Genomic DNA, 21,844 nt, shown 5'->3' on the forward strand with positions numbered 1-21,844 from the left:
GTTATTATTTTATTGGGTTTTTGTTTATAAAATATTTAATTATAAAATATTATGGTATTGCGTATATACCTTTTAGGCATAAAAATGTATTTTTACGTTAAATTCAAAAAGGGTCTTTAATGAACAAGCTTCTGTACATCATCCTGTTCTTCTTTTATCAGATTTTTTACAGTCAGGCATCGGGGAAATCACTGCCGTGCTATGATCTTACAGAAGTTTTAAAGGTAACGCCTACCGCTCTTTATAAACCTCACCTGGACGCTTCGAAAAGATTCGGGGTTAAACTCCTGGAGAACCCGAAAACGGTAACGAAATATATCAACAGCGGGAAACTCCATAAAATAAAAAGTTCAGGAAAAGGATACCGTATTTATAAACTTGATTACAGCAGGCCGTGGATGGTATCCAAAGCAAAGCTGATACTGGAAAAAATGGGTGCGCGCTTCAGTAAAGAGACCAAAGGCAGTACCTTTACCGTTTCTTCCGTTACCAGGACCCTGGAAGACCAGTGCAGGTTAAGAAAAGTTAATACCAATGCGTCCATGGGGATCAGCTCCCATAATTACGGCAACTCTTTCGATATTTCCTATGTTCGGTTTAACGATGTTTTGAAGTATAATGCCAGGCTGGAAACAGCTTTGGAAAAGGTTTTAAAATATTATGCCGACGCCGGAAAGATTTATTATATCAAAGAAAAACAGCAGAGCTGCTTTCACATAACCGTAAGAAATTATTAATGGGTTTTCAATTGCGCGTGATATACTTGCACAGATAATTTAGTTTACATATTTTTATGCCACAAAAACCGTGAAAAAATGAATACACTTAACAGGGAACAATGTGAAATAGCAATTGCAGAATGGACTAACTGCTGTAACAATTATCAAGCTATTAAAAACCTGATTCCTACGAATTATGTTTTTAATTTTGATGCTGATGAGGTTGATTGGATGAAGAAGCTGAACAAAAATACCGACTTCTGTACGCAGATAGGAATTTATGAAGACAAGCTGGTGGCAATTCTTTATCCGATGGACGAACGCGGGAGGAAAATTCCTTCGGATAATTATGCGTACAGTTCTCTGAATGAATTGGATAGAGATCTCAGATTGGTTGAGACCGAAGAGTATACAATCGTGAAAAATGCTATTCTTTCTAAAGACCTTCAGAAAATAGACGGTAATGCCGATATGTATTTTCCGGTTTCCGGTAAGCCGATGCTGGATCAGGATAAAGCGGTAACGGCAATCGAATCCTGGAGAAATGACGGGATGAGCTGGTTTTTCAGAGAATGTGATGAGTTTGACGGAAACAGGATTTTTAAAAGATTCTATGTCCCTTCGCGTGATTTGATTCCTTCAAAACCGGGGCTTACGAATATCATCTGTTCATTTGGGCTTAAATTTTCTGAAGTATATCAGAGAGTACTGCCTACCCTTATTTTTATTTCCTTTTATCAGGATCTTCAAAATACGGGAAGCATTGAAAAAATCTCCAATACCTACGACTGGTCAGAACCATGTCCGCCGATATGCAAGTATATGTAATTTTTAACCTAAAATATTGTGGATGTTTATCAGATAATACTTTATCTCAATAATAGCTTACTTGTAATTTGTGCTTTTATAGGGCTCTTAAAGTACAGATCTTTTAAAAATACAGAAAAATGGTATGTATATTATATCATTTTTCTTTTTTTAATAGAAGCTGCAGCCAAGATTTCTATTAAATTATTTAATGTGAATGATTTAGGCTTCCTGTTTCCCTATTATGTTGCCGGGGACTTTTTGGTCTTGGGAATTCTCTTCATCAGAAAACTGGGCTTGTCCTGGATCTGGTATATCCCGGTTGCACTCCTGGCAGGCTTTTTCCTGCTGGATCTGGGGATTATTCCCAATGAAGTAAAAAAAGTAATTTCCAACATCATTATCATCTGCTTTGCCGGTTATGCCCTGCTGATGGAAATTAAGAATACCAGGATTGATGACCGGTTTATGCCGGCAGACAGTCTGATTTTCCTCTATTACGGATTATCGGTTTTCCTTTTTTTCCTCATTCGTCAGCTGCCCAAATTTACTACGGAACAGGTCGAACTTATCTGGAGCATCAATAATATTCTTTGTGGGTTCCTTTATATATCAATGATTTATACCTTTTTAAAATTAAAGAAATAACATTAAATATCACCTTTTTCATCGCACTGATTGCCGTACTGGTAATCATCATGTCTTTTATTCTTTTAGCGTACAGAAGCTTTATCCAAAGAATTATCAGGGAAAAGAATGCACAGTATGAAGCAGAAGTCCTGCATCAGAAAAAGCTGGCCCTGGAAAATATCAAGGCTCAGGAATCCGAAAGAAAAAGAATTGCGGTAATGATTCATGATGACATAGGGAACCGCCTGAATATCCTTTCCTTATGGCTGAATAACCTGGATACAAAAGGAGATGAGCTGATTAAGAAAAATATAACGACGCAGATGTCTTCCCTGATAGATTCCGCAAGAAGCATTTCGCATTCCCTGTATCCCGTGAACCTGGAAGCTGTAGGATTGGTATTGTATATAGAAGAGCTGATTGCCAACCTGTCCGGAAGAATCAACATCTCACTGACGGTAAGCCCGAAATTCCAGAAGAAAAATATCTTTATAGAAGTACAGCTCTACAGGATCATTCAGGAATTCACCACCAATGTACTGAAGCATTCTGAAGCATCAAAAGTCCGGATCTATATTAAAGATTATAAAGATTACCTCGGAGTAGTTATTTCAGATAACGGCCAGAGTTTTGAATACGAAGAAGTGAAAAAAGGGATGGGGATAAAGAACATCGAATCCAGAATAAAATCTATGAATGCGGCCCACAAATGGAAAAATGTTTTAAATGAAGGCAGCCGTTTAATTATTAAAATTCCATACAACAATGAATTTCCAGATCAAAATAGCACTGATTGATGACGAACAGCTGATCGTTGAAGGTGTAAAAATGTTACTGTCATCCGAGCAGAACATTACTGTCGGTTTCACGTCCAACAACGGGCCGGACTTTTTGCAGACTCTGGAGAATACGCCCAGAGAAGATTTTCCTGATATTGCGCTGGTGGATGTTCAGATGCAGCCCATGAACGGTTTTGAACTGGTTGAAATCCTTAAAGAGAAATATCCGGACCTTAAGATCATCATCCTTTCCTCACACTACAAAACGACAATCCTGGGGTATATGGTAAAGCTGGGCGTATCTGCTTTCCTGCCCAAAAACTCGAACCGCAATGCTTTTATAGAAGCCATTACCATGGTTTACAAAAACGGGATCTTCTTTACGCCCGAAGATCACCAGATGATCTTTTCCTATATGAACAGCCCTACCAAAAAAAGGACGCTTTTTGATATGGACGACGAACTTTCCGACCGTGAAAAGGACGTTGTAAAGCTGATCTGCCAGGAACATACCAACAATGAGATAGCAGAAAAATTATTTATAAGCCCCAGAACCGTAGAAAGCCACAGGCAGCGGATTGTTGAAAAGATTGGGGCTAAAAATACCGTCGGAATTGTAATTTATGCCATCATCAATAATATATATTCCTTAGATAAAATTTGATTCCGTAGAAATACGGAATTTTTTATTTGGTACTTTCTACGCTATCATCCTGATTTTTTTCACCGTTACTTTGAGGAATTCATTTAATAAGCATATAACTATTGATGAAGATTAAAGATAAAGCCACAAAGTAGATGAAAAACAGTATCATCACGGTCGGAATTTTCTTCGACGGAACCGGAAATAACGGGATCAACGCAACAGCTTCCCGCAAGCCTCAGACCAATAATGAAAGTTATTATGGCAATACCACCAATATCTATAAGATGTTTGGGCTTTTTGACGGTGATGAGAAAATATATGTTGAAGGAATCGGGACGGTAACACATCAGGAAGACAGCGATTTTGCCATGGCTACCTGCCGAAATCCCGGGAAATCCCAGGGTTATTCTTCCGATGATAAGCTGGACAGAGCCTTTTCGTTTCTTGAAAAAATAACCGCTGATAAAAACAGGAGCTATGAACTGTATGTGTATGGATTCAGCAGAGGCGCTATGCTGGCAAGGCATTTCTGCCATGAGCTGCTGAAGCCGGAGCCGGCCATTCAGGCGGATATTACAATAAAATTTCTTGGGGTTTTTGATACGGTAGAGTCTTCTGCGTTCAGTGAATATAACCTTACTCTTTTACCGGGAATACAAAGGGCACTCCATCTGTGTGCGGTTAATGAGTGCCGGTATTTTTTCCCGTTAACCGGATTTTTTGAAGAATCCCGGGAACTGGCGGATACAAAATATGAAAGAAAAAATGCCGTGTGGAAGGAGATTTTTGTTCCTGGAGCTCATGCCGATGTAGGCGGAGGCTATTTAGGCGGTTCAGAATCTGTATACATTTCACCGGATTTTATCAGTAAAGATGATCTGGTTTCCTATATAGAAAATATCAGGGAAACAGCGGCCGATAGAGATGGGAACAGCGTCTGGGATCATCTTTCAGAGCATATAAATGTAGAACAGGGAGATGTTTTTTACCAGGCATATCTTGAACGGGATCTGGTTTACAGTGAAATGTCAAGGATCTACGGAAGGTTAATGCTGAAAGAATCTAACTTTGACCGACAGGTCTTTTCCACTGATTTCAGCGAGTCTGATTTTTTAATAGATCCGAAGAAACACCCGTACCTCGCAGAACTCTGTCATGCCTCGGAGGCTTATGCAGAACATCTTTACCCGGAACTGAAACCGGAATACAATTATGAAAAACTGATGGATTATATACATATTTCGGCTAATTTCGGTTTGTTCCATGCCGGACTCATCTATTCCAAAGCCGGAGCCCATGCAGAATTCATCAACAACGGACTGAACGTGCCTACCCATTCCAATAGCCAGTTCAGTACAGACCAGACAAAATTACGCTCAGAAATACATCATGTGGAAAATTCTGTGGTAGATTATGCATATGGCATGAATACTCCGAATAATGATAATTGGAGCCGTACGATATTGATTAAAGAAAACCTTTATAACAAATGTTAGTACTTTTTCAGTTTTAAATTTAGGTGTGGAGCTGTCTTTAATAGGCAGCTCTTTTTTATTCTTAACATTAATTCTGATCCGATCGCTGATCTTAATGCCTGCGATTCATTTCTTTTTGCGTATTTTTGCGCCTTGAAATATTCAATAGACATTATTCACTTTTAATTATTCATTTACACATGCTTTCGGTTCAAGGTTTAGGATTACATCATTCGGGAAATTATCTTTTTCAAAACGTGAATTTCACGATCAAAAAAGATGATAAAATTGGATTGGTCGGTAAAAACGGTGCCGGGAAATCCACTTTATTGAAAATGCTTTCCGGAGAAATTACGTTTTACGAAGGAAGTGTGGTCCCGGAAGGGAACGTCACGATTGGATTCCTTAAGCAGGACCTTGATTTTGTGAAAGGAAGAACGGTCTGGAACGAAACCATGCAGGCTTTTGAACAGATCAATGCATGGAAAGAAGAACTGGAAGAGATCAATCATCAGATGACGGTAAGGACTGACTATGAAAGTGATTCTTATACGGATCTGATCAACAGAATGACTGACCTGAATGATCTCCTCATGCATCACGATGCCTATAATCTGGAAGGGGATATCGAAAAAGTACTGTTCGGTTTAGGCTTTAAAGCGGATGATTTCCATAAAATCACCGACGAGTTTTCCGGAGGATGGAGAATGAGGATCGAACTGGCAAAACTGCTGCTTCAGAAAAATGATTTGATGCTTCTCGATGAGCCTACCAATCACCTCGATATGGAATCCATCATCTGGCTGGAAAACTTTCTGAAAGACTATCCCGGGGCTATCCTTCTGGTAAGTCACGACAAACAGTTTATGACGGCCGTCTGCAACCGTACTTTTGATGTGAATAACAGGAAAGTGGATGATTATAAAGCCAATTATTCCAAATATCTCATAATGCGAGAAGACCGCCGCGAAAAACTGATTCAGGCAAAAAAGAATCAGGATGCGGAAATCAAGCAGATGGAAGACAACATCAATAAGTTCCGTGCCAGTGCCACTAAAGCCTCTTTTGCCCAGTCTTTAATTAAAAAACTTGATAAAATCGATCGTATTGAGGTAGATAATGAAGATGTTTCAAAATTCAATATCCGTTTCGTTCAGTCTGTGGTTCCCGGAAAAGTAATCTTCGAGGCTGAAAACCTGGGGAAAGCTTACGGGCAGAAACAGATTTTTGATGATGTGGATTTTATTGTTCAGCGGGGTGACAGGATTGCGCTTCTGGGGCAGAATGGTCAGGGTAAAACAACATTGGCGAAGATTCTTGCCGGAGATATTAAAGATTATTCCGGAAACTGGAATTTAGGCCATAACGTAAATATCGGTTATTTTGCACAGAACCAGGAGGAAGTTTTAACACCTAATAAAACCGTTCAGGAAGAAGCCGAAGATGCAGCAACCGAAGAAACAAGACCCAGGGTAAGGGATCTGTTAGGATCTTTCCTGTTTCAGGGTGAAGCGGTAAACAAGAAAACAAAAGTACTTTCCGGAGGGGAAAGAAACCGTCTGGCCTTATGTAAGCTGCTTTTACGTCCGTTCAATACGCTGATTATGGATGAGCCTACCAATCACCTGGATATTCAGTCTAAGGAAATCATCAAGCTGGCACTTCAGAAATTTGAAGGTACGCTAATTGTAATTTCTCACGACAGGGAATTTTTGCAGGGCCTTTGTGACAAGATTTATGAATTCCGTGACGGGCATATGAAAGAGTTCCTGGGTGACATCAATGAATATCTTGAATTCAGACAAAAAGAAAGCATCAGGGAAATTTCTGCTGAGAAAGCAAAACTTCGCGGTGATGAACCGAAAATTGAGGTTAAAAAAGCAGAGAAGCCAGCGGAAAATAACAGCCCGTCTTCCGTAATCGTCAGCAAAGAACAGAAAAACATCCAGAATAAGATTAAAAAAGTAGAAGAACAGATTTCTGAACTTGAAACAAAGATAGAACAGATGGAAGCTTCATTTACCAAAGAAAACCCTTCTGATGGAACCCTTGAAGCTTACAATAAAGCGAAAGAAGAGCTGGATGTGGCTTTACAGGAATGGGAATACTTAGGGACCCAGCTGGTTTAATTTTCTGATAATAAATTATTTATTATTGAATCCTGTAACAAAGCACATATCTTTACAACATATTACAGATAATTTAAAAGCACATTTTAAGCAAACTTTAATGTGCTTTTTTAAATTATTTTTATAATTTTGATCCATGGTTTTTAAAGAAAGCAGAAATCTGAAAAGTTTTATTTCCAAGCTCCTGTTTGGGATCTACTTTCTGGCGCTGTTTTCCCAAAGTTTTCACCACCACGACTCAACCGATACTTTTAAGGTTTTCAACCTGAAAAAAACGGAAAGTAAGATGGCGGAAAATACAGCAAAAGAAAAAGCCGGCGACTGTCTGGCCTGTCATTTTCTGGCCACCGGACATACTTTGGTTCCTGAAGAATTCAGTTTTTCCTTTGAAAGCGATACGCATGAAGTAAAACAGATTATTGCAGTTCAGGAAAAAGTCTGGTCGCAGACCAAATTCACCTTTCAGCTTCGGGGTCCTCCCTCCGTTTCATAGTTTATAGATTCTTCGGATTATACTGATGTTTTGAGTCATGGTTTCATTACCATCGGCCATTATATTGACACACGTACATTATGCTGTGTGGAAAATAATCCATTCACTAATTTTTTACGGAAAAGTACTTTATAAAGTACGCCATCAATCTATTTAACAATGAAATTGATCTATAGTTTTATGCTTATCTTTTGCGGGTTTGCATTAACAAGTGCACAGCAGACTTATACTGTGGAAGGAACTGTCCAGGATTTTCACGATAAAACCATGCTCGCAAATGCCGTGGTGAAAATCGGGAATTTTTCTGCACAGACAGATAAAAACGGTAAATTTTCATTCGGTAAAATCCCTGCGGGGAAATATGTACTTGTCGCTAAGCATCCTGACTGTAATGATTATACTGAAAATGTAGGAGTTACACAGGATACGCACCTGGCAATTACCCTTGAGCACCATATTGAGGATATTGAAACGGTGACCGTCCACGGGAGCCACAGGAACAACGGGAGCTTGGTAGTGAAGACGATTGACCAGTCTGTCATTTCACGGAATGTTACAGAAAACCTGGGTAATCTGCTCACCAATATTTCCGGAGTAAATGTTCTTAAAACAGGGAATAATATTGCAAAACCCATTATCCACGGACTTTACGGAAGCAGGGTTGCCATTCTTAATAACGGCGTTAAGCTGGCAGAACAGGAATGGGGAGTAGAGCATGCACCGAATGTGGATGTCAACAATTTTGAACATATCGATGTGATCAAAGGAGCTTCTGCTCTGAAATACGGAAGCGGGGCTGTAGGCGGCGTTGTTGTTTTGCAGCCACAGGTTCTGCCTAAGAAAGATACCATTATGGGGTTGGTTTCCCTTTCCGGGATTTCTAACGGAAGAGGCGGAGACCTTAATGTAAAAGTGGCAAAGACCTGGCAGAACGGCTGGGCGGTTAGAACAAACGGAAGTTTTAAGAAACTTGGTGATCTGGAAGCTCCTGATTACGGTTTGATGAATACAGGGCTTGAAAGTTCCGGGTTTAATTTCGGGGTTCAGAAGATGACTTTTAATAAAGGTTTTTCTTTTGATTATTATCTTACAAAAAGTTCGGTAGGAATTCTGAGAAGCTCCCATGTCGGAAATTCGGAAGACCTTCGTCTGGCTCTTACATCGCCGGAACCGATTTATCAGAGGGATTTCAGTTATGATATTGATAATCCGAGACAGGATATTGAACATCATATTGCTAAAATTTCCGCTTATCAGAGGTTCAGGGATTTTGGAAAGATTACGGCCACGTACAGCCTTCAGTACAATCACAGAAAAGAATTCGATATCCGCAGAGGAGAAGAACTCAGTAAAAAACCTGCATTGGATCTGGAACTGATTACGAATGACCTGAATATTGATCATATCATAGAACGGGGGAAATGGAACCTCGAATCAGGAATCAATGCGGGGTATCAGAATAATTATTCCAATACGCAGACTGAAGCGCGCCGTCTTGTGCCGAATTATGACAGGTATTATGCCGGGATTTATTCTGTGTTAAAATATAAGATTGCTCCCCAATTAGACCTTGAAGTGGGAGGGAGATATGATTTTGACCATTATGAAGTTACGAAATGGTATGACCTGAGCGATTGGAACAGGCTTTATGCTTCAGATTATTCAGACTTTGTGGTAAGGGTTAACCAGAACCGGATTCTTACAAAACCGTCATTAAGTTACAATAATATTTCAGCAAATGCAGGAATCGTTTACCGACCTTCTCAGTATTTTGATTTAAAATTCAATTATGCGAGGGTTTCAAGATCTCCTAATGTAGCTGAACTCTTTGCAGACGGGCTTCACCATTCGGCAGCCATTATTGAAAGAGGAGACCTGAGGATTAAAAGTGAAACAGGAAACCAGTTTAATTTGGTGGCTGACGTGAGAGCTGATTTCTTAAAAGGGCTTAATATTTCCGTGAATCCATATTTATTTTACACTAAAAACTTTATTAATGAAATTCCTTCAGGCTACCAGAATACGCAGTGGGGAGGTGCTTTTGTTGTGTATAAATATGAGCAGATTGATGCAAAGATGTATGGGGTAGACCTTGATGTCCAGCTTAAAATCACGGATAATTTAGGATATAAAGGAAGCGCATCTTATGTTTATGGACAGGATCTTACGCATGATGTGCCTCTGATTATGATGATGCCGCCGAATTTTAACAATGGATTGGAATTCAGTAAAAAGGAATGGAAAAACTTTTATTTCAATATAGGCAACAATACATATCTGAAGCAGACCAGGTTTCCTGTGTACAATATTCCGATCAGGTTATTTGATTCTGACGGGAATGCCTATAATCAGGAAGTGGATATTTCCACGCCTCCGGACGGATACTCGCTCTGGAACGTTCAGACCGGAGTAGGTCTGTCTAAAAATTTCGGAATTGATTTTTCAGTCCGTAATGTCTTTAAAAAGTCGTACAGAGACTATCTGAACAGGCTTCGTTTCTTTTCCAACGAAATGGGAAGAAACTTTATTTTAACGCTTAAATATCAATTTTAATTACTTAAATCAAAAAAAATGAAAAATATTTTTAAAAATACAACACTGATCGCAGGACTTTTATTATTATCAGCTTCTTTCAGCATAACCTCTTGTAACAGAAGCGATGATGAAGCGGATGACCTCCCACAGGAAGAGCTTTCTGATGTTCTTTTAAGAGTGACAGATGAAGCTACAGGAACTTCGGTAGTTTATGATTACCAGGTAAACAGCACAACCAATCCCAATGTTCAGGTAGCGAATGGTCATACGTATAACGTGGAAGTGATCTTTAAAAACGGAGACGAAGATGCTACGCAGGAGATTAAAGATGCAAAAAACGAACACTTTTTGGTCTATAATTTCCCGAATTCTGATATTACCCTGACTCGTACTGATGATGCAAGTTCTACAAGAGAAGGCGGAATCAGAGTAGGCCTTAAAACAAAATGGGTGGTCAATACAGCGGTAAAAAATGCTTCTGCGCCGGCTCAGCTGGTTCTTACCCTGTTCCATGAACCCGTAACGGTTTCTGAAGCTTCTTCAGTAAGCGGAAACGGCGTGGTATACGGAGCTCACACCGGAGGAGAAACGGATGCACAGGCAAATTATAATATTACCAATTAATATATATCCTTAATCTTGTTAGCAAAAACCCATTGGATTGTTTCAATGGGTTTTTTATTTAACATTATTTAGCGTTTAAGTTGAGTTTAAATGGGTGATTTTGATAAAAATTTCCTATTTTTGCAACCTAAAATTTTAATCAATAATGAAGGTTACCGCAAAAAACCATGATGATGTAAGTGCACTGCTTACAGTAACATTGGAGAAATCTGACTATAAAGAAAAAGTTGAGAAACAATTGATTAATTATGCTAAGAATGCACAGGTTCCCGGTTTCAGAAAGGGGAAAGTGCCTTTGAGTATGGTTAGAAAACAATATGAAGCAGGTATTGCATTCGAAGAAATCAACAAGCAGGTTTCTGATGCGCTGAACGGCTATGTTAACGACAACAAACTAAGATTGGTTGGTCAGCCGGTTCCTCAGCCAGTAAATGAATTCGATTACAATGCAGATCAGCTGGAAGTTGCTTTCGAAGTAGGATATGAGCCTGAATTCACTATAGATTTAGCTAAATATGAAGCCCCTCACTACAAAGTGGAAGCTTCTGAAAAAGAAATCAACAAGAGTATTGAGAACATGCAGAAGCGTTTCGCGGAGCAGGTTCCTCAGGAAGAAATTACCGACGAGTCTTACATCGCTTTGGAAGTTTCTCAGGTTGTTGAAGAAAATGCTGAAGGAGAGCACCACCACCAGCCGAAAAACGTTACCGTTACTGCTGAAAACAAAGAAGCTTTCCAGTTGGTGAAAGACCTTAAAATGGACGGTTCTGTAAAAGTAAGCAAAGAAACGCTTGCCGGTAATGAAGAATTGGCTAAAGAATTAGGATTCTCTAAAGAAGAAGCTGAGCATTTACACCACAATGAAGTAGAGGTAAAAGTAAAAGATTTTTATTCTCTGAACCTTGGTGAGCTTAACCAGGATCTTTTTGATAAAGTATACGGAGAAGGGAACATTAAGTCTGAAGAAGAGCTTAAAGAAAAAGTAAAATCAGAATTAGACGAATATTTCCAGCAGAATGCTGATGTTCATTTTGTGAACAAAGTATTGGAGCAGGTTTCTGAAAAAGAAGAGGTAAATCTTCCTGAAGAATTCCTTGTAAAATGGTTGCTGTTCTCTAACCAGAATATCCAGTCTGAAGACCAGGCTAAAGAAATCCTTGAATCTGAGAAAAACCAGTTGAAGCATCAGATCATCGAAGGAAAACTGATGACCGATAACAACATCCAGTTAGACTATGCTGATGTTTTAGGACAGGCAGAGCAGTTGGTAAGAAACCAGTTGGCAATCTACGGAATCCACCATTTAGGTGATGAGGAAATCCAGAAATATGCTGTTGAAATGTTGAAAGACCAGGAGCAGGTAAGACAGATCTCTTCTGAAGTAGCCATGACGAAGCTGAAAGATGTTATCCTTGAAAAAGCAACAAAAAAAGAAACGGCAATTTCTCACGACGAGTTTCTTGAAGAACTTAAGAAGTAATCTTATTTTATTATAAATATTTGAAAACCACCGGCCATCCGGTGGTTTTTTTATTGGTAAATCATTAAATGTTTATCGTTCAATATTCCTATATTTACGCTCTAAACTTAATATATGAAAAAGATCATCATCCCGTTTTTCTGTGCTGTGCTTTTTGCTGCTCCTATGGCTGCACAACAGACAACTGCCGCTCCCGCTAAAACGGAAGCCGTAAAATCTAAATTATCTTCTAAAGAAGTCATTGATAATTACCTGAAAGCGCTTGGAGGCAAAGATAAGCTGCAGGCTGTTAAGACAACGGTTATTGAAAATACCCTTACCGTACCTGGCTTGCCTGCTGAGGTAACCATGGTGACGAAAAAAATGGGGAACAAGTTCAAATCCGAACAATCCGTAATGGGCCAGAAAATGGTTCAGTCTTTTGACGGTGAAAAAGGCTATTTTGATCAGATGGGAACCAAAAACGCGATTCCTGCGGATAAAATTGCAGAACTGAAGAAAAGCATGGTTATTGATGCACTGGCTTATGACCCGGCTAACTATACGAATGTAACCGTTGAAAAACTGGACGGTAAAGAATACAATGTCTTAAGTTCAGACAAAGGGAAATTCTATTTTGATGCTTCCACAGGATTACTGTACAAATCTTCCGCTGCAGAAGGAAGCGCCCTGGTAAAAAGCTATATGACGGTTGACGGTATAAAATTCCCACAGGAAATTGATGCAGAAGGAAACGGGCAGAAAGTGACCATCAAAACCGTAAAAGTGACAATGAATTCAGGAGTTACGGATGCAGATTTCAAATAAATAATCAGATTTAACATAATATAACCGGGTTTTTCCCGGTTTTTTTATGCATGCCACAATTTTAACGTAAGTTTAACTAAAAAAGAGCATCCGGATTATTCAGGAATTAATACTTTTGTTCCCGGATAACACAAATCAGAACAATGAAAAAGAACAGATTCTTCAGTAAACGGATTTCTATTGTATTGCCTGTTAAACTTTTACGAATGTAATAATAAGCTTTAAATAATTTTTTTTGCTTAAAATGTCCTTTGTTGGTGAATAATAAATACCTTTAAATTTAAAATTAATAATCAAAAACGATATGAGAAAAATGCTTTCTTCATTGGCCGCAGTTATTTTAATGTCTGCCAATGGCTTTGCACAAAACATTCCTGCAGACCCTTCTGTGAGAATCGGTACGCTTCCGAACGGGATGAAGTACTACATCAAAAAAAATACGCTTCCTGAAAAAAAGGTTGATTTCAGGCTGGCCATCAATGCAGGATCCATTCTGGAGGATGAAAACCAAAGGGGCCTTGCCCATTTTATGGAGCACATGAACTTTAACGGCACAAAGAATTTTCCGGATAATAAGCTGGTAGACTTTCTGCAGTCAATCGGGGTGAAGTTCGGGCAGCATCTCAATGCCTATACCAGTTTTGATGAAACGGTGTATATGCTTCCTGTACCTTTAGACAAGCCGGGAAACCTGGATGCCGGGCTGAAAGTAATGGAAGACTGGGCCTTCAATGCAACGCTTTCAGACGAACAGATCAATAAAGAAAGAGGTGTTGTGCTGGAAGAATTAAGATTGGGATTGGGTGCTGATAAAAGAATGTCAGACAAATACCTCCCGAAATTATTATATAAATCACAGTATGCCGACAGGCTGCCGATCGGCAAGAAAGACGTGCTGGAGAACTTTAAGCCTGAAGTGATCCGCCAGTTCCATAAAGACTGGTACAGGCCGGATCTGATGGCAATTGTAGTGGTGGGTGATATCAATGTGGATGATGTTGAAAAGAAAATCAAAGATAATTTCAGCAAATATAAAAACCCTTCAAAATCAAGAGAAAGAAAAGTATTTGACCTGCCGAACCATAAAGAAACACTGGTGGCGGTTGAAACCGATCCGGATGCCACAAGGTCAATGGTGCAGTTTATCATGAAAGATACGGAAGCCTATGAGCCGGATGCAACCGTTGAGCAGTACAACCAGAGCATCATTGAAAGCCTTACCTCTACCATGCTGAACAACCGGTTAAGTGAACTGGTAAATTCTACCAATCCTCCTTTTACCTACGGTTCTGTATACCATGGCAGCAGCTATGCCAGAAGCAAGGAAGGATTCCAGGGATTTGCGATGGTGAAAGACGGCAACCAGCTGAATGCACTGAAGGTTCTTCTGGAAGAAACGGAAAGAGCCAAAAGGTTCGGGTTTACGCAGACGGAATTAGACCGCGCAAAAGCTCAGGTTTTATCCAATATCGAAAGAACATACAACAACCGCGATAAAACGGAAAGCGATCTTCTGGTAGATGAATACGTAAGGAATTTCCTTGAGCAGGAACCGATGCCCGGAATCGTGTGGGAATATGAAGACACAAAGAAATTTTTGCCTTCTGTAACGTTGGCCCAAACCAATGAAATCATTAAAAAGTTTGTAAAAGACGACAGCAGGGTAGTGGTGATTACCGGTCCTAAAAAAGATAACGTCACGATGCCGACGGAAGCAATGGTCCTGAATACGTTTGAAAGCGTTAAAATGGCAGACCTTAAGCCATATCAGGAAACAGCAACCATTAAAAACCTGGTAAAACCTTTCAAATCTGAAGGAAAGATTGCCAAAACAGAAACCGATGCAAAATTAGGAACCACAACCTGGACTTTAAATAACGGAGCAAAGGTAACATTCAAAAAGACAGATTTCAAGGATGATGAAATTGTGTTTTCTGCAAGAAGTATGGGAGGAAGCTCTTTAATCAATGATGCAGATTACAATAAAACCCAGTTTGCCTTTCCTGCCTTAACGGAAGCCGGAGTAAACGGATTCTCAAAAGCCGAACTTACCAATTACCTGGCCGGGAAACAGGTAAATGTCAGCCCTTCCGTAGGATCTTTATATGAAGGTATTTACGGAAGAACCACACAGAAAGACCTTGGAACGGCCATGGAGCTGATGTATGCGTATTTTACGGGATTAAACTACAATCCTGATGCTTTCAATGCGTATAAGACCAAGCAGTCGGCTATGCTGGATAATCTGCTGTCTAACCCGCAGTTCTATTTCTCCAGCGAGCATGCGAAGTTTATGAACCAGAAGAACCCGAGATTCATCGGGATCATTCCTATGGAAAAAGACTGGGCGAATACCGATTATAAAAAAGCATACGAAATTTATAAAGAACGGTTTGCGAATGCAGGAAACTTCCACTTCTATTTCGTAGGGAATGTGGATGAAGCTGCCTTTAAGAATGAAGTATTGCAATATATCGCAAGTCTGCCTTCAAACGGCAAGCCTGCCGCTTTCAAAGATACGGGATACCGGCAGATGACGGGGGATTTTACCAAAATCTACAAAAAAGGAAAAGATCCTAAAAGCATGGTGACCATTTCTTACATCGGGGAAACCGCTTATAACGAAAAAGAAGCATTGGCGTTGGAAGCATTAGGCGAAGTAGCCACGATTAAAGTAATTGAAAAGCTGAGAGAAGATGAAAGCGGAATTTACGGAGGCGGTGCCAGAGGCGGAATGTATAGGGTGCCGTACAATAATTACAGTTTCAGCATCAGTTTCCCTTGTGGTCCTGAAAATGCTGAGAAACTGACCAAAAGCGCAATGGCCGAACTTCAGAAGCTGGTAGACAAAGGTCCGGAACAGAAAGATCTTGACAAATACAAAGAAGGAGAATACAACGATCTTAAAACAAGCCTGAAAGACAACATGTTCTGGATGAATGCCCTGACGAAAAACCAGATGGACGGAAGCGACAAATATGAAATCCTGAACTATGAAGAAAAGGTAAAAGCCCTGACTGTTAAAGACCTTCAGGATGTCGGTAAAAAATACCTGACCAAAGGAAGAATTGTGGCAACCCTGATGCCGGAAGACGGATGGGAGAATGCCAAAAAAGAAGAGCCTAAAAAATCAGGTGCTGTTACTGTAACTACAGGCGCCGCAAATTAATCAGCTTTAATTAAAATAAGCCGCCCCGTAAAATTTACGGGGCGGCTTTATTATTTTTATTTCAAATCATATGATGTTAAAACAAGCAGAAGCTTTTCCACATCATCATAAATATTACCGGAACTTATAATGAATAAATCAGGCATTTAAAAAGCTTAAGTCCTTAAATAATTAATAACTTAAGGATTCAACCATTTATAATAACCTATTATTTAAACAGATTATATTCCAGGTCACTATGAACCATACTCTTGCTTCCATTCTTCAGCCGCCTCACACATGACATCATAAAAATCAACACCATACTTGCGGATCAGAGGGGTTTTAAGGAATTTATATACCGGAACCTGCAATTCTCTTCCCAGGGTACAGGCGTCATTGCAGACGCTCCATTCATGGTAGTTCAGTGCGGTAAAAGAAGAATATTCCGTTACGCGGATCGGATACAAATGGCAGGAAATAGGTTTTTGCCAGTCGATGGCACCGTCTTCATAAGCTTTCTCAATCCCGCATTTGGTAATCCCTTTTTCGTCGAAGGTTACATAGGCACACTCCGCATCTTCCACCATGGGCGTTACATACATTCCGTCCGTAGGATCGGTGGTCCATGTCCCCTGTTCTTCCAGCGCTTTGATGCCGTCCTGGGTAAGATAAGGTTTTATTTTATCAAAAATATTATCTAAAATCACCAATTCATCCTTATCTAACGGAGCACCTACATCTCCCTCCACGCAACACGCGCCTTTACATTTCGTAAGGTTACACACAAACTCTTCAGAAAAAATTTCTTCGGAGATCAATTTATCGTCTATCTGAATCATAATCTTTTAAAATAAATCAAAATAAGTTCCGGCTTTAAAACCGATTAAACTGAAAATAATTACCCATAAGCTTACTTCCTGCATCCAGTACCTGGGTAAAAACCTCAGCATCCTGCTGATGATAATCGTGGAAGGAAAGGCAAGAAGCAGTAAATATTCATAACTTTTATTCATATAAAGAATAATCGTAATAAGCTGTGCTATAGAAAAAACCAGCAGGAAGGTATATTTATACCTGCTGACCGGGCTTTTTTTATTGTAATTTTTAAAATGGTCATATACCGCATACACCAGCATACAGGCAATCAGGACCAAAGGAATCAGTTCTTCATAGTCTGTCACCATTTTTATCTTTCCGAAAGGGAAATAATCCGGATTCCAGGAAGTAAAGTTAATAAAGAACATAACGGAAAAATAACTGAAGGCAATTAAAATAATCCCCAGTAAGAATCTGAAAATATTCAGCCCGATCCTTTCCGAAGTAGCCACTACGTGGATCATCACAAAAACGGCCATCGGCCACGTTGTAGGAAGAAAGATAAAATTAAGGGCTACAATAGAACCAACCAGGACGTAAGACTTCTTGCGGATGTCTTCATTGGTGCTGGTAAGGAGCAGCAAAAGAAAGGAATTCGTAAGCAGGGCAACGGCAAGCCCGACGTCTATTTTACCGGGATAAAGCCCGAAAATAAAAAATGTATACAGAAATAAAGGCAGATGCGTCTGGTAATTCAGCGCAATGCTGTGAAAACAGAAATATCCCAAAGCAATTCCCAGAAAAGTAATTCCTGCAATAACTGCCTCATAAGTGTTGAAATTCAAAAAGTTAAAAGATATTACTATTAACAGAAGAAAACCAATATAGACCGGGATTGAAAAAATATTGCTTTCTTTTGAAAGTAATCTAAACATTTTTTATAAATTTGTACAAAGTTAATTTAAAAAAGGAAAATAATGACGTCTTTCTTTCTATTCTTAAGCAAAGTTTTCAAATGGACTTTCGGTTTCTTTGACACTTTCGGTAATGTGCTAAACTGGATTCTGTTTATTGTTTGCTGCGTATTATTTACGTACTGGTGCTACGTTTTGGTAGTGACCTTAGGTGGAGATAAAGATAAAGACTATTATTCGCCAACGGAGGGTAAGAACCCTTACTACGATCCGAATATCTATAAAAGAGAAGGTTAATTAATTGGTTATATAGTAAAAAGCCGGTCAAATAATTTATTTGGTCGGCTTTTTTAATAGTGTTATAATCAATTTGATTTATTTGTGATCATGGATCGGGAGTACCAGGACCGGAATGTCTGCGTCTTTGGTAATCCCCTTGGTCAGGCTTCCTACAAAGACGTCATAGATCCCGCTTCTTCCGTGCGAGCCCATTACAATGAAGTCTGCATTTTTCGTTTTGGCATATTCAAGAATAATGTCTTTAGCAATGCCCTGTTTCAGAAGGTGCTCGCAATCTACACCATGAGCCAGGATTCTCTGCTGGATCGTATTCAGCTGAAGCAGCTCTTCACGGATTTCATTCTCTTCCACTTCAGGGAAATACTGGAACCCCATATCGCCGATGGCAAAACCGATGTCCGAAGGTGCCACGTGAATCAGGGAAATCCTTCCGTTTACCTGCTTTGCAAATTTTACCGCACCGTTGACAAGCTCTTCTGTTCTGTCCCCAAAATCTACGGGTAATACAATATTTATCATGACCTTTAATTTTGTTAACTAAAGATAAGAAAATTATGCCAGAACCGGTGTTAAATTCCTTACAATATCCGGATATCAAGAACCTTCCGGTCTTCCAGATACGCTTCAAGAATATCGTTTTCCTCAACTTTTCCTACTCCCTTCGGGGTTCCTGTAAAAATCAGGTCGCCTACCCTTAACGTAAAGTACTGGGAAACAAATGCGATAATGTCGTCAACCGCAAAGATCATGTCTTTTGTATTGCCGTCCTGCACCTTTTCTTTATTTTTCAGCATGCTGAAATTCAGGGATTCCAGGTTGTAATCTTCTTTTTTAAAGAAATTTCCTACCACCGCAGAACCGTCAAAGCCTTTGGCAAGCTCCCACGGAAGACCTTTGGATTTCAGTTCGCTTTGAAGGTCACGCGCCGTAAAATCAATCCCCAGTCCGATTTCTTCATAATGTTTGTGGGCAGATTCTTTAAGGATATATTTTCCCCCTTTCGAAATTTTCACCACCACTTCCAGCTCATAATGGACGTCATCTGAAAATTCAGGGACATAAAAATCATTGCCTTTCAGAACCGCTGTATCCGGCTTCATAAAAATGACCGGTTTTTCAGGGATCTCATTTCCCAATTCTTTGGCGTGTTCGCCGTAATTTCTTCCTATGCAGATTATTTTCATAATTTTTATGTATGTTATTGAAATTTAAAAGCATCAATAAATTTATTCTCAATCAAAATGAACTTCCAGCCTCCATCTTCTGGCTTCCATTCTTTTTTGTAGCTGTTTCCCGCTTTCCGTTGCAATCTTTTTCTTCAAAAAAGGATTTTTACTGCAATCGGGGCTAAGGCTGCAGTCATTCCTTTCACCCTATCAGAATAACCGTCCTTTTCTGTCATTCCGCAGGAATCCGGGCACGAATTTCCGGATCACTTTCTGAAATGTTGCCCGGATTTCTTTTTATCTAATGTTCAAACCCGTTCCCGCAGTAGTAACACACAAACTTATGGCTCGTTAAAATCGAAATCCCGAAAAAGCTCGTGGCACTGTCGTCTCTGTAGATATGGTTGGACCCGCATTTCGGGCATACAAAATCAAATTCCGGATCCTCGATGGTATGTTCAACTTCCAGCGGGAATTCTTCGTTGTCCTTATAATCCTGTAATACCTGCTGTGCTTTTTCCAGGTCATCTTCAAAAACCTGCAGCTGGATGCCGCCCACCGCCTGGGAAAGCAGCCAGTCCGACTGGATCAGCTGTTCATTCGCAATGAAGCTGTTGATGCCGCTTTCAGCCAGGATCTGTTTGTCCCGGTTAGCCTGAAGGGCCGTTTCGTAAAATCTGAATTTAACAAGCTCGCTCATTTTTAAAATTTACTGGATAATTGGATTTTTGTAAACACTTTTTTGGTATACAATGGGAAATCAGCATTCTGAAGCCATCCGTAATAGCCAAGGTCTTTTTTGAAAACAGACTTCACTGTCTGTCCTTTGTATTTCCCGAACGCAAAAATTTCTTCATTCTTTTCATTGAAATGAATCATACCTGCTAAGTCCGCAAACCTGTTCTGAGTTGAAAACTCGCTCAGATCCGCAATTTCCTTCGGGATATCGTCATATTTTCCAATCTGGGCATCCAGGACTTCAAAAGTGGCCATAACATCAGCTTCTGCAGAATGGGCATTCTCCAGCGTTTTCCCACAGTAAAACTGATAGGCAGCTCCTAAGTTTCTCGGCTCTTTCTTAAAGAAAATGGTCTGTGCGTCTACCAGTTTAAATTTGCTCAAATCAAAATCAAAATCAGCACGCAGCAGTTCCTCAGCCAGCAACGGGACATCAAAGCGGTTGGAATTGAACCCTCCCAGGTCCGCACCCGTAATCATTTCCACTACTTTTGGGGCAATCTCCCTGAAAGTAGGGGCATCCTTCACATCTTCGTCATAAATCCCGTGGATCTCGCTGCATTCTTTCGGAATAGCCATTTCCGGGTTCACCTTCCAGGTTTTGCTTTCCCGGGAAGCATCAGGATTTACTTTCAGGATACAGATTTCTACAATCCGGTCTTTCCCGATATTCGTTCCTGTAGTTTCCAGATCAAAAATACAGAGCGGCTTATATAATTTTAAGTTCATTTTTTTAAATTATGAGTTATTTGTTATAAGTTACGGGTTATCTGTGGACAGTTAAGTACTTGTCAATGGTAACCCAAAACGTATAACTTAGTTAAGTTGTTTATGAAAGATCATTGAGATTAAAATATAATAAATAATCACCACCGGGATGCCGGCAGTTTTAAAAATAAGTAAGATAATAACAGCACCAGCCAGTAAAGCAAGTTTAGGATAATTGTCCTGCAGCTTCATAGATTTGAACTTCATCGCGATCATCTTTATAGGGCTGATCAGTAGCCATGATGAAAAAAGCGTTAATATAATGAGTAAAATTTCATTGGATAGCAGGAATCCGAAGCTTCCGTTTTCTTTAAAAGCATAATACAGCCCGAAAATCAGGATGGTGTTGGAAGGAGTGTTCAGTCCTTTGAAATAATATTTCTGGTCTTCGTCCAGGTTGAAGATAGCCAGCCTGAGGCAAGAGAACAAAGTGATTAACAAACCGAAATATTTAATCTCAAAAGGAAGACTGACTCCTGCAATTTCGCTGCCGAAAGGTTCCAGGATCTTAAACATCGTTAATCCGGGAATTACCCCGAAGCTTACCATATCAGCCAAAGAATCCAGCTGGACCCCCAGGTTGGAGTTTGCTTTTAAAGCTCTTGCCACAAAACCGTCAAAAAAATCTAAGATCAGGGAAAAAATCAGGCAGACTGCCGTTATTTCATAGTTACCCAGAATAAGATGGATGGCGCCTACACAGCCTGAAAACAGGTTTCCTAATGTGATGGCATTGGCAAGATTATTTTTTATAAAGTTCATAGCCGCAAAATTAAAACAATATATCAATGTAGCAATATACCAATTTACAATGTACCCATTATCATCTGCTGTTTTAATCATTCAGGTTTTATCAGCTGTAGTGTC

Annotated in this window: 21 protein-coding genes; 14 read left to right on the top strand and 7 right to left on the bottom strand. The window is 39.6% G+C overall.

Translation table 11 applies throughout. The features are described from left to right. Nucleotides 1–119 precede the first annotated feature (119 nt). From ASE55_RS08355 to ASE55_RS08415, 13 genes are all read left to right on the top strand, one after another. Nucleotides 120–737, top strand: coding sequence for a DUF5715 family protein (locus tag ASE55_RS08355; protein ID WP_056217805.1), 618 nt, complete (start codon nt 120–122; stop codon nt 735–737). Nucleotides 738–815: 78 nt separating this feature from the next. Beyond that, a complete protein-coding gene (locus tag ASE55_RS08360) occupies nt 816–1,547 on the top strand; it encodes a hypothetical protein (protein WP_056217807.1) in 732 nt (243 codons plus the stop codon). A gap of 192 nt (nt 1,548–1,739) precedes the next feature. Further along, complete coding sequence (locus tag ASE55_RS08365) at nt 1,740–2,174, top strand: hypothetical protein (RefSeq protein WP_128414529.1); 435 nt, start codon at nt 1,740–1,742, stop codon at nt 2,172–2,174. Beyond that, nucleotides 2,120–2,953: a sensor histidine kinase gene (locus ASE55_RS08370; RefSeq protein WP_238585023.1), complete on the top strand. Its 834-nt coding sequence runs from the start codon at nt 2,120–2,122 to the stop codon at nt 2,951–2,953. The genes ASE55_RS08365 and ASE55_RS08370 overlap by 55 nt, the downstream gene beginning before the upstream one ends. Next, the gene (locus ASE55_RS08375; protein ID WP_056217819.1) at nt 2,922–3,599 is read left to right on the top strand and encodes a response regulator; all 678 of its coding nucleotides are present in this window, start codon (nt 2,922–2,924) and stop codon (nt 3,597–3,599) included. The genes ASE55_RS08370 and ASE55_RS08375 overlap by 32 nt, the downstream gene beginning before the upstream one ends. A 134-nt stretch (nt 3,600–3,733) precedes the next feature. Beyond that, nucleotides 3,734–5,077 (top strand): T6SS phospholipase effector Tle1-like catalytic domain-containing protein, encoded by a 1,344-nt coding sequence (locus ASE55_RS08380; RefSeq protein WP_056217823.1) that lies wholly within the window; start codon nt 3,734–3,736, stop codon nt 5,075–5,077. A gap of 179 nt (nt 5,078–5,256) precedes the next feature. Beyond that, nucleotides 5,257–7,185, top strand: a complete 1,929-nt coding sequence (locus ASE55_RS08385) for an ABC-F family ATP-binding cassette domain-containing protein (protein ID WP_056217825.1) — start codon at nt 5,257–5,259, stop codon at nt 7,183–7,185. A gap of 136 nt (nt 7,186–7,321) precedes the next feature. Further along, a complete protein-coding gene (locus ASE55_RS08390; RefSeq protein WP_056217827.1) occupies nt 7,322–7,678 on the top strand; it encodes a hypothetical protein in 357 nt (118 codons plus the stop codon). Nucleotides 7,679–7,837: 159 nt separating this feature from the next. Beyond that, nucleotides 7,838–10,231, top strand: a complete 2,394-nt coding sequence (locus ASE55_RS08395; protein ID WP_056217830.1) for a TonB-dependent receptor — start codon at nt 7,838–7,840, stop codon at nt 10,229–10,231. Between the two features lie 18 nt (nt 10,232–10,249). Then, a complete protein-coding gene (locus ASE55_RS08400; protein WP_056217833.1) occupies nt 10,250–10,837 on the top strand; it encodes a hypothetical protein in 588 nt (195 codons plus the stop codon). A gap of 145 nt (nt 10,838–10,982) precedes the next feature. After that, nucleotides 10,983–12,317: a trigger factor gene (locus tag ASE55_RS08405; protein ID WP_056217836.1), complete on the top strand. Its 1,335-nt coding sequence runs from the start codon at nt 10,983–10,985 to the stop codon at nt 12,315–12,317. A gap of 114 nt (nt 12,318–12,431) precedes the next feature. Continuing rightward, nucleotides 12,432–13,124 carry a hypothetical protein gene (locus ASE55_RS08410; RefSeq protein WP_056217839.1) on the top strand — a complete coding sequence of 231 codons (693 nt, stop codon included), beginning with the start codon at nt 12,432–12,434 and terminating at the stop codon, nt 13,122–13,124. Nucleotides 13,125–13,428: 304 nt separating this feature from the next. After that, on the top strand, nt 13,429–16,293 hold the full coding sequence (locus ASE55_RS08415) for a M16 family metallopeptidase (protein WP_056217841.1): 2,865 nt from the start codon (nt 13,429–13,431) through the stop codon (nt 16,291–16,293). 236 nt (nt 16,294–16,529) lie between these two features. On the opposite strand, the gene ASE55_RS08420 is transcribed toward ASE55_RS08415, so the two are convergent. Both ASE55_RS08420 and ASE55_RS08425 read right to left on the bottom strand, forming a co-directional pair. After that, a complete protein-coding gene (locus ASE55_RS08420) occupies nt 16,530–17,114 on the bottom strand; it encodes a DUF3109 family protein (RefSeq protein ID WP_056217843.1) in 585 nt (194 codons plus the stop codon). 6 nt (nt 17,115–17,120) lie between these two features. Then, nucleotides 17,121–18,026 (bottom strand): DUF6427 family protein, encoded by a 906-nt coding sequence (locus ASE55_RS08425; protein WP_056217847.1) that lies wholly within the window; start codon nt 18,024–18,026, stop codon nt 17,121–17,123. A 42-nt stretch (nt 18,027–18,068) separates the two neighbouring features. On the opposite strand from ASE55_RS08425, the gene ASE55_RS08430 reads away from it, so the two are divergent. Then, complete coding sequence (locus ASE55_RS08430; RefSeq protein WP_056217850.1) at nt 18,069–18,302, top strand: DUF6341 family protein; 234 nt, start codon at nt 18,069–18,071, stop codon at nt 18,300–18,302. A 78-nt stretch (nt 18,303–18,380) separates the two neighbouring features. Here ASE55_RS08430 and ASE55_RS08435 read toward each other — a convergent pair whose 3' ends face one another. From ASE55_RS08435 to ASE55_RS08455, 5 genes are all read right to left on the bottom strand, one after another. Then, a complete protein-coding gene (locus ASE55_RS08435) occupies nt 18,381–18,824 on the bottom strand; it encodes a universal stress protein (RefSeq protein ID WP_056217853.1) in 444 nt (147 codons plus the stop codon). Nucleotides 18,825–18,883: 59 nt separating this feature from the next. After that, nucleotides 18,884–19,489: a fumarylacetoacetate hydrolase family protein gene (locus ASE55_RS08440; protein ID WP_056217855.1), complete on the bottom strand. Its 606-nt coding sequence runs from the start codon at nt 19,487–19,489 to the stop codon at nt 18,884–18,886. Between the two features lie 283 nt (nt 19,490–19,772). Next, nucleotides 19,773–20,171 (bottom strand): putative signal transducing protein, encoded by a 399-nt coding sequence (locus ASE55_RS08445; protein ID WP_056217859.1) that lies wholly within the window; start codon nt 20,169–20,171, stop codon nt 19,773–19,775. A 2-nt stretch (nt 20,172–20,173) separates the two neighbouring features. Beyond that, nucleotides 20,174–20,938 (bottom strand): 3'-5' exonuclease, encoded by a 765-nt coding sequence (locus ASE55_RS08450; protein WP_056217861.1) that lies wholly within the window; start codon nt 20,936–20,938, stop codon nt 20,174–20,176. Nucleotides 20,939–21,025: 87 nt separating this feature from the next. Then, complete coding sequence (locus ASE55_RS08455; protein ID WP_056217864.1) at nt 21,026–21,739, bottom strand: CDP-alcohol phosphatidyltransferase family protein; 714 nt, start codon at nt 21,737–21,739, stop codon at nt 21,026–21,028. Nucleotides 21,740–21,844: the final 105 nt, after the last annotated feature.

The sequence above is a fragment of the Chryseobacterium sp. Leaf201 genome, from assembly GCF_001421435.1.
GTDB lineage: Bacteria > Bacteroidota > Bacteroidia > Flavobacteriales > Weeksellaceae > Chryseobacterium.

Excerpts from the sequence above, each read along its gene's own strand:
- ASE55_RS08355 (WP_056217805.1), top strand. The coding sequence starts at position 120 with ATGAACAAGCTTCTGTACATCATCCTGTTCTTCTTTTATCAGATTTTT.
- ASE55_RS08360 (WP_056217807.1), top strand. The coding sequence starts at position 816 with ATGAATACACTTAACAGGGAACAATGTGAAATAGCAATTGCAGAATGG.
- ASE55_RS08375 (WP_056217819.1), top strand. The coding sequence starts at position 2,922 with ATGAATTTCCAGATCAAAATAGCACTGATTGATGACGAACAGCTGATC.
- ASE55_RS08380 (WP_056217823.1), top strand. The coding sequence starts at position 3,734 with ATGAAAAACAGTATCATCACGGTCGGAATTTTCTTCGACGGAACCGGA.
- ASE55_RS08385 (WP_056217825.1), top strand. The coding sequence starts at position 5,257 with ATGCTTTCGGTTCAAGGTTTAGGATTACATCATTCGGGAAATTATCTT.
- ASE55_RS08390 (WP_056217827.1), top strand. The coding sequence starts at position 7,322 with ATGGTTTTTAAAGAAAGCAGAAATCTGAAAAGTTTTATTTCCAAGCTC.
- ASE55_RS08395 (WP_056217830.1), top strand. The coding sequence starts at position 7,838 with ATGAAATTGATCTATAGTTTTATGCTTATCTTTTGCGGGTTTGCATTA.
- ASE55_RS08400 (WP_056217833.1), top strand. The coding sequence starts at position 10,250 with ATGAAAAATATTTTTAAAAATACAACACTGATCGCAGGACTTTTATTA.
- ASE55_RS08405 (WP_056217836.1), top strand. The coding sequence starts at position 10,983 with ATGAAGGTTACCGCAAAAAACCATGATGATGTAAGTGCACTGCTTACA.
- ASE55_RS08410 (WP_056217839.1), top strand. The coding sequence starts at position 12,432 with ATGAAAAAGATCATCATCCCGTTTTTCTGTGCTGTGCTTTTTGCTGCT.
- ASE55_RS08415 (WP_056217841.1), top strand. The coding sequence starts at position 13,429 with ATGAGAAAAATGCTTTCTTCATTGGCCGCAGTTATTTTAATGTCTGCC.
- ASE55_RS08420 (WP_056217843.1), bottom strand. The coding sequence starts at position 17,114 with ATGATTCAGATAGACGATAAATTGATCTCCGAAGAAATTTTTTCTGAA.
- ASE55_RS08425 (WP_056217847.1), bottom strand. The coding sequence starts at position 18,026 with ATGTTTAGATTACTTTCAAAAGAAAGCAATATTTTTTCAATCCCGGTC.
- ASE55_RS08430 (WP_056217850.1), top strand. The coding sequence starts at position 18,069 with ATGACGTCTTTCTTTCTATTCTTAAGCAAAGTTTTCAAATGGACTTTC.
- ASE55_RS08435 (WP_056217853.1), bottom strand. The coding sequence starts at position 18,824 with ATGATAAATATTGTATTACCCGTAGATTTTGGGGACAGAACAGAAGAG.
- ASE55_RS08440 (WP_056217855.1), bottom strand. The coding sequence starts at position 19,489 with ATGAAAATAATCTGCATAGGAAGAAATTACGGCGAACACGCCAAAGAA.
- ASE55_RS08445 (WP_056217859.1), bottom strand. The coding sequence starts at position 20,171 with ATGAGCGAGCTTGTTAAATTCAGATTTTACGAAACGGCCCTTCAGGCT.
- ASE55_RS08450 (WP_056217861.1), bottom strand. The coding sequence starts at position 20,938 with ATGAACTTAAAATTATATAAGCCGCTCTGTATTTTTGATCTGGAAACT.
- ASE55_RS08455 (WP_056217864.1), bottom strand. The coding sequence starts at position 21,739 with ATGAACTTTATAAAAAATAATCTTGCCAATGCCATCACATTAGGAAAC.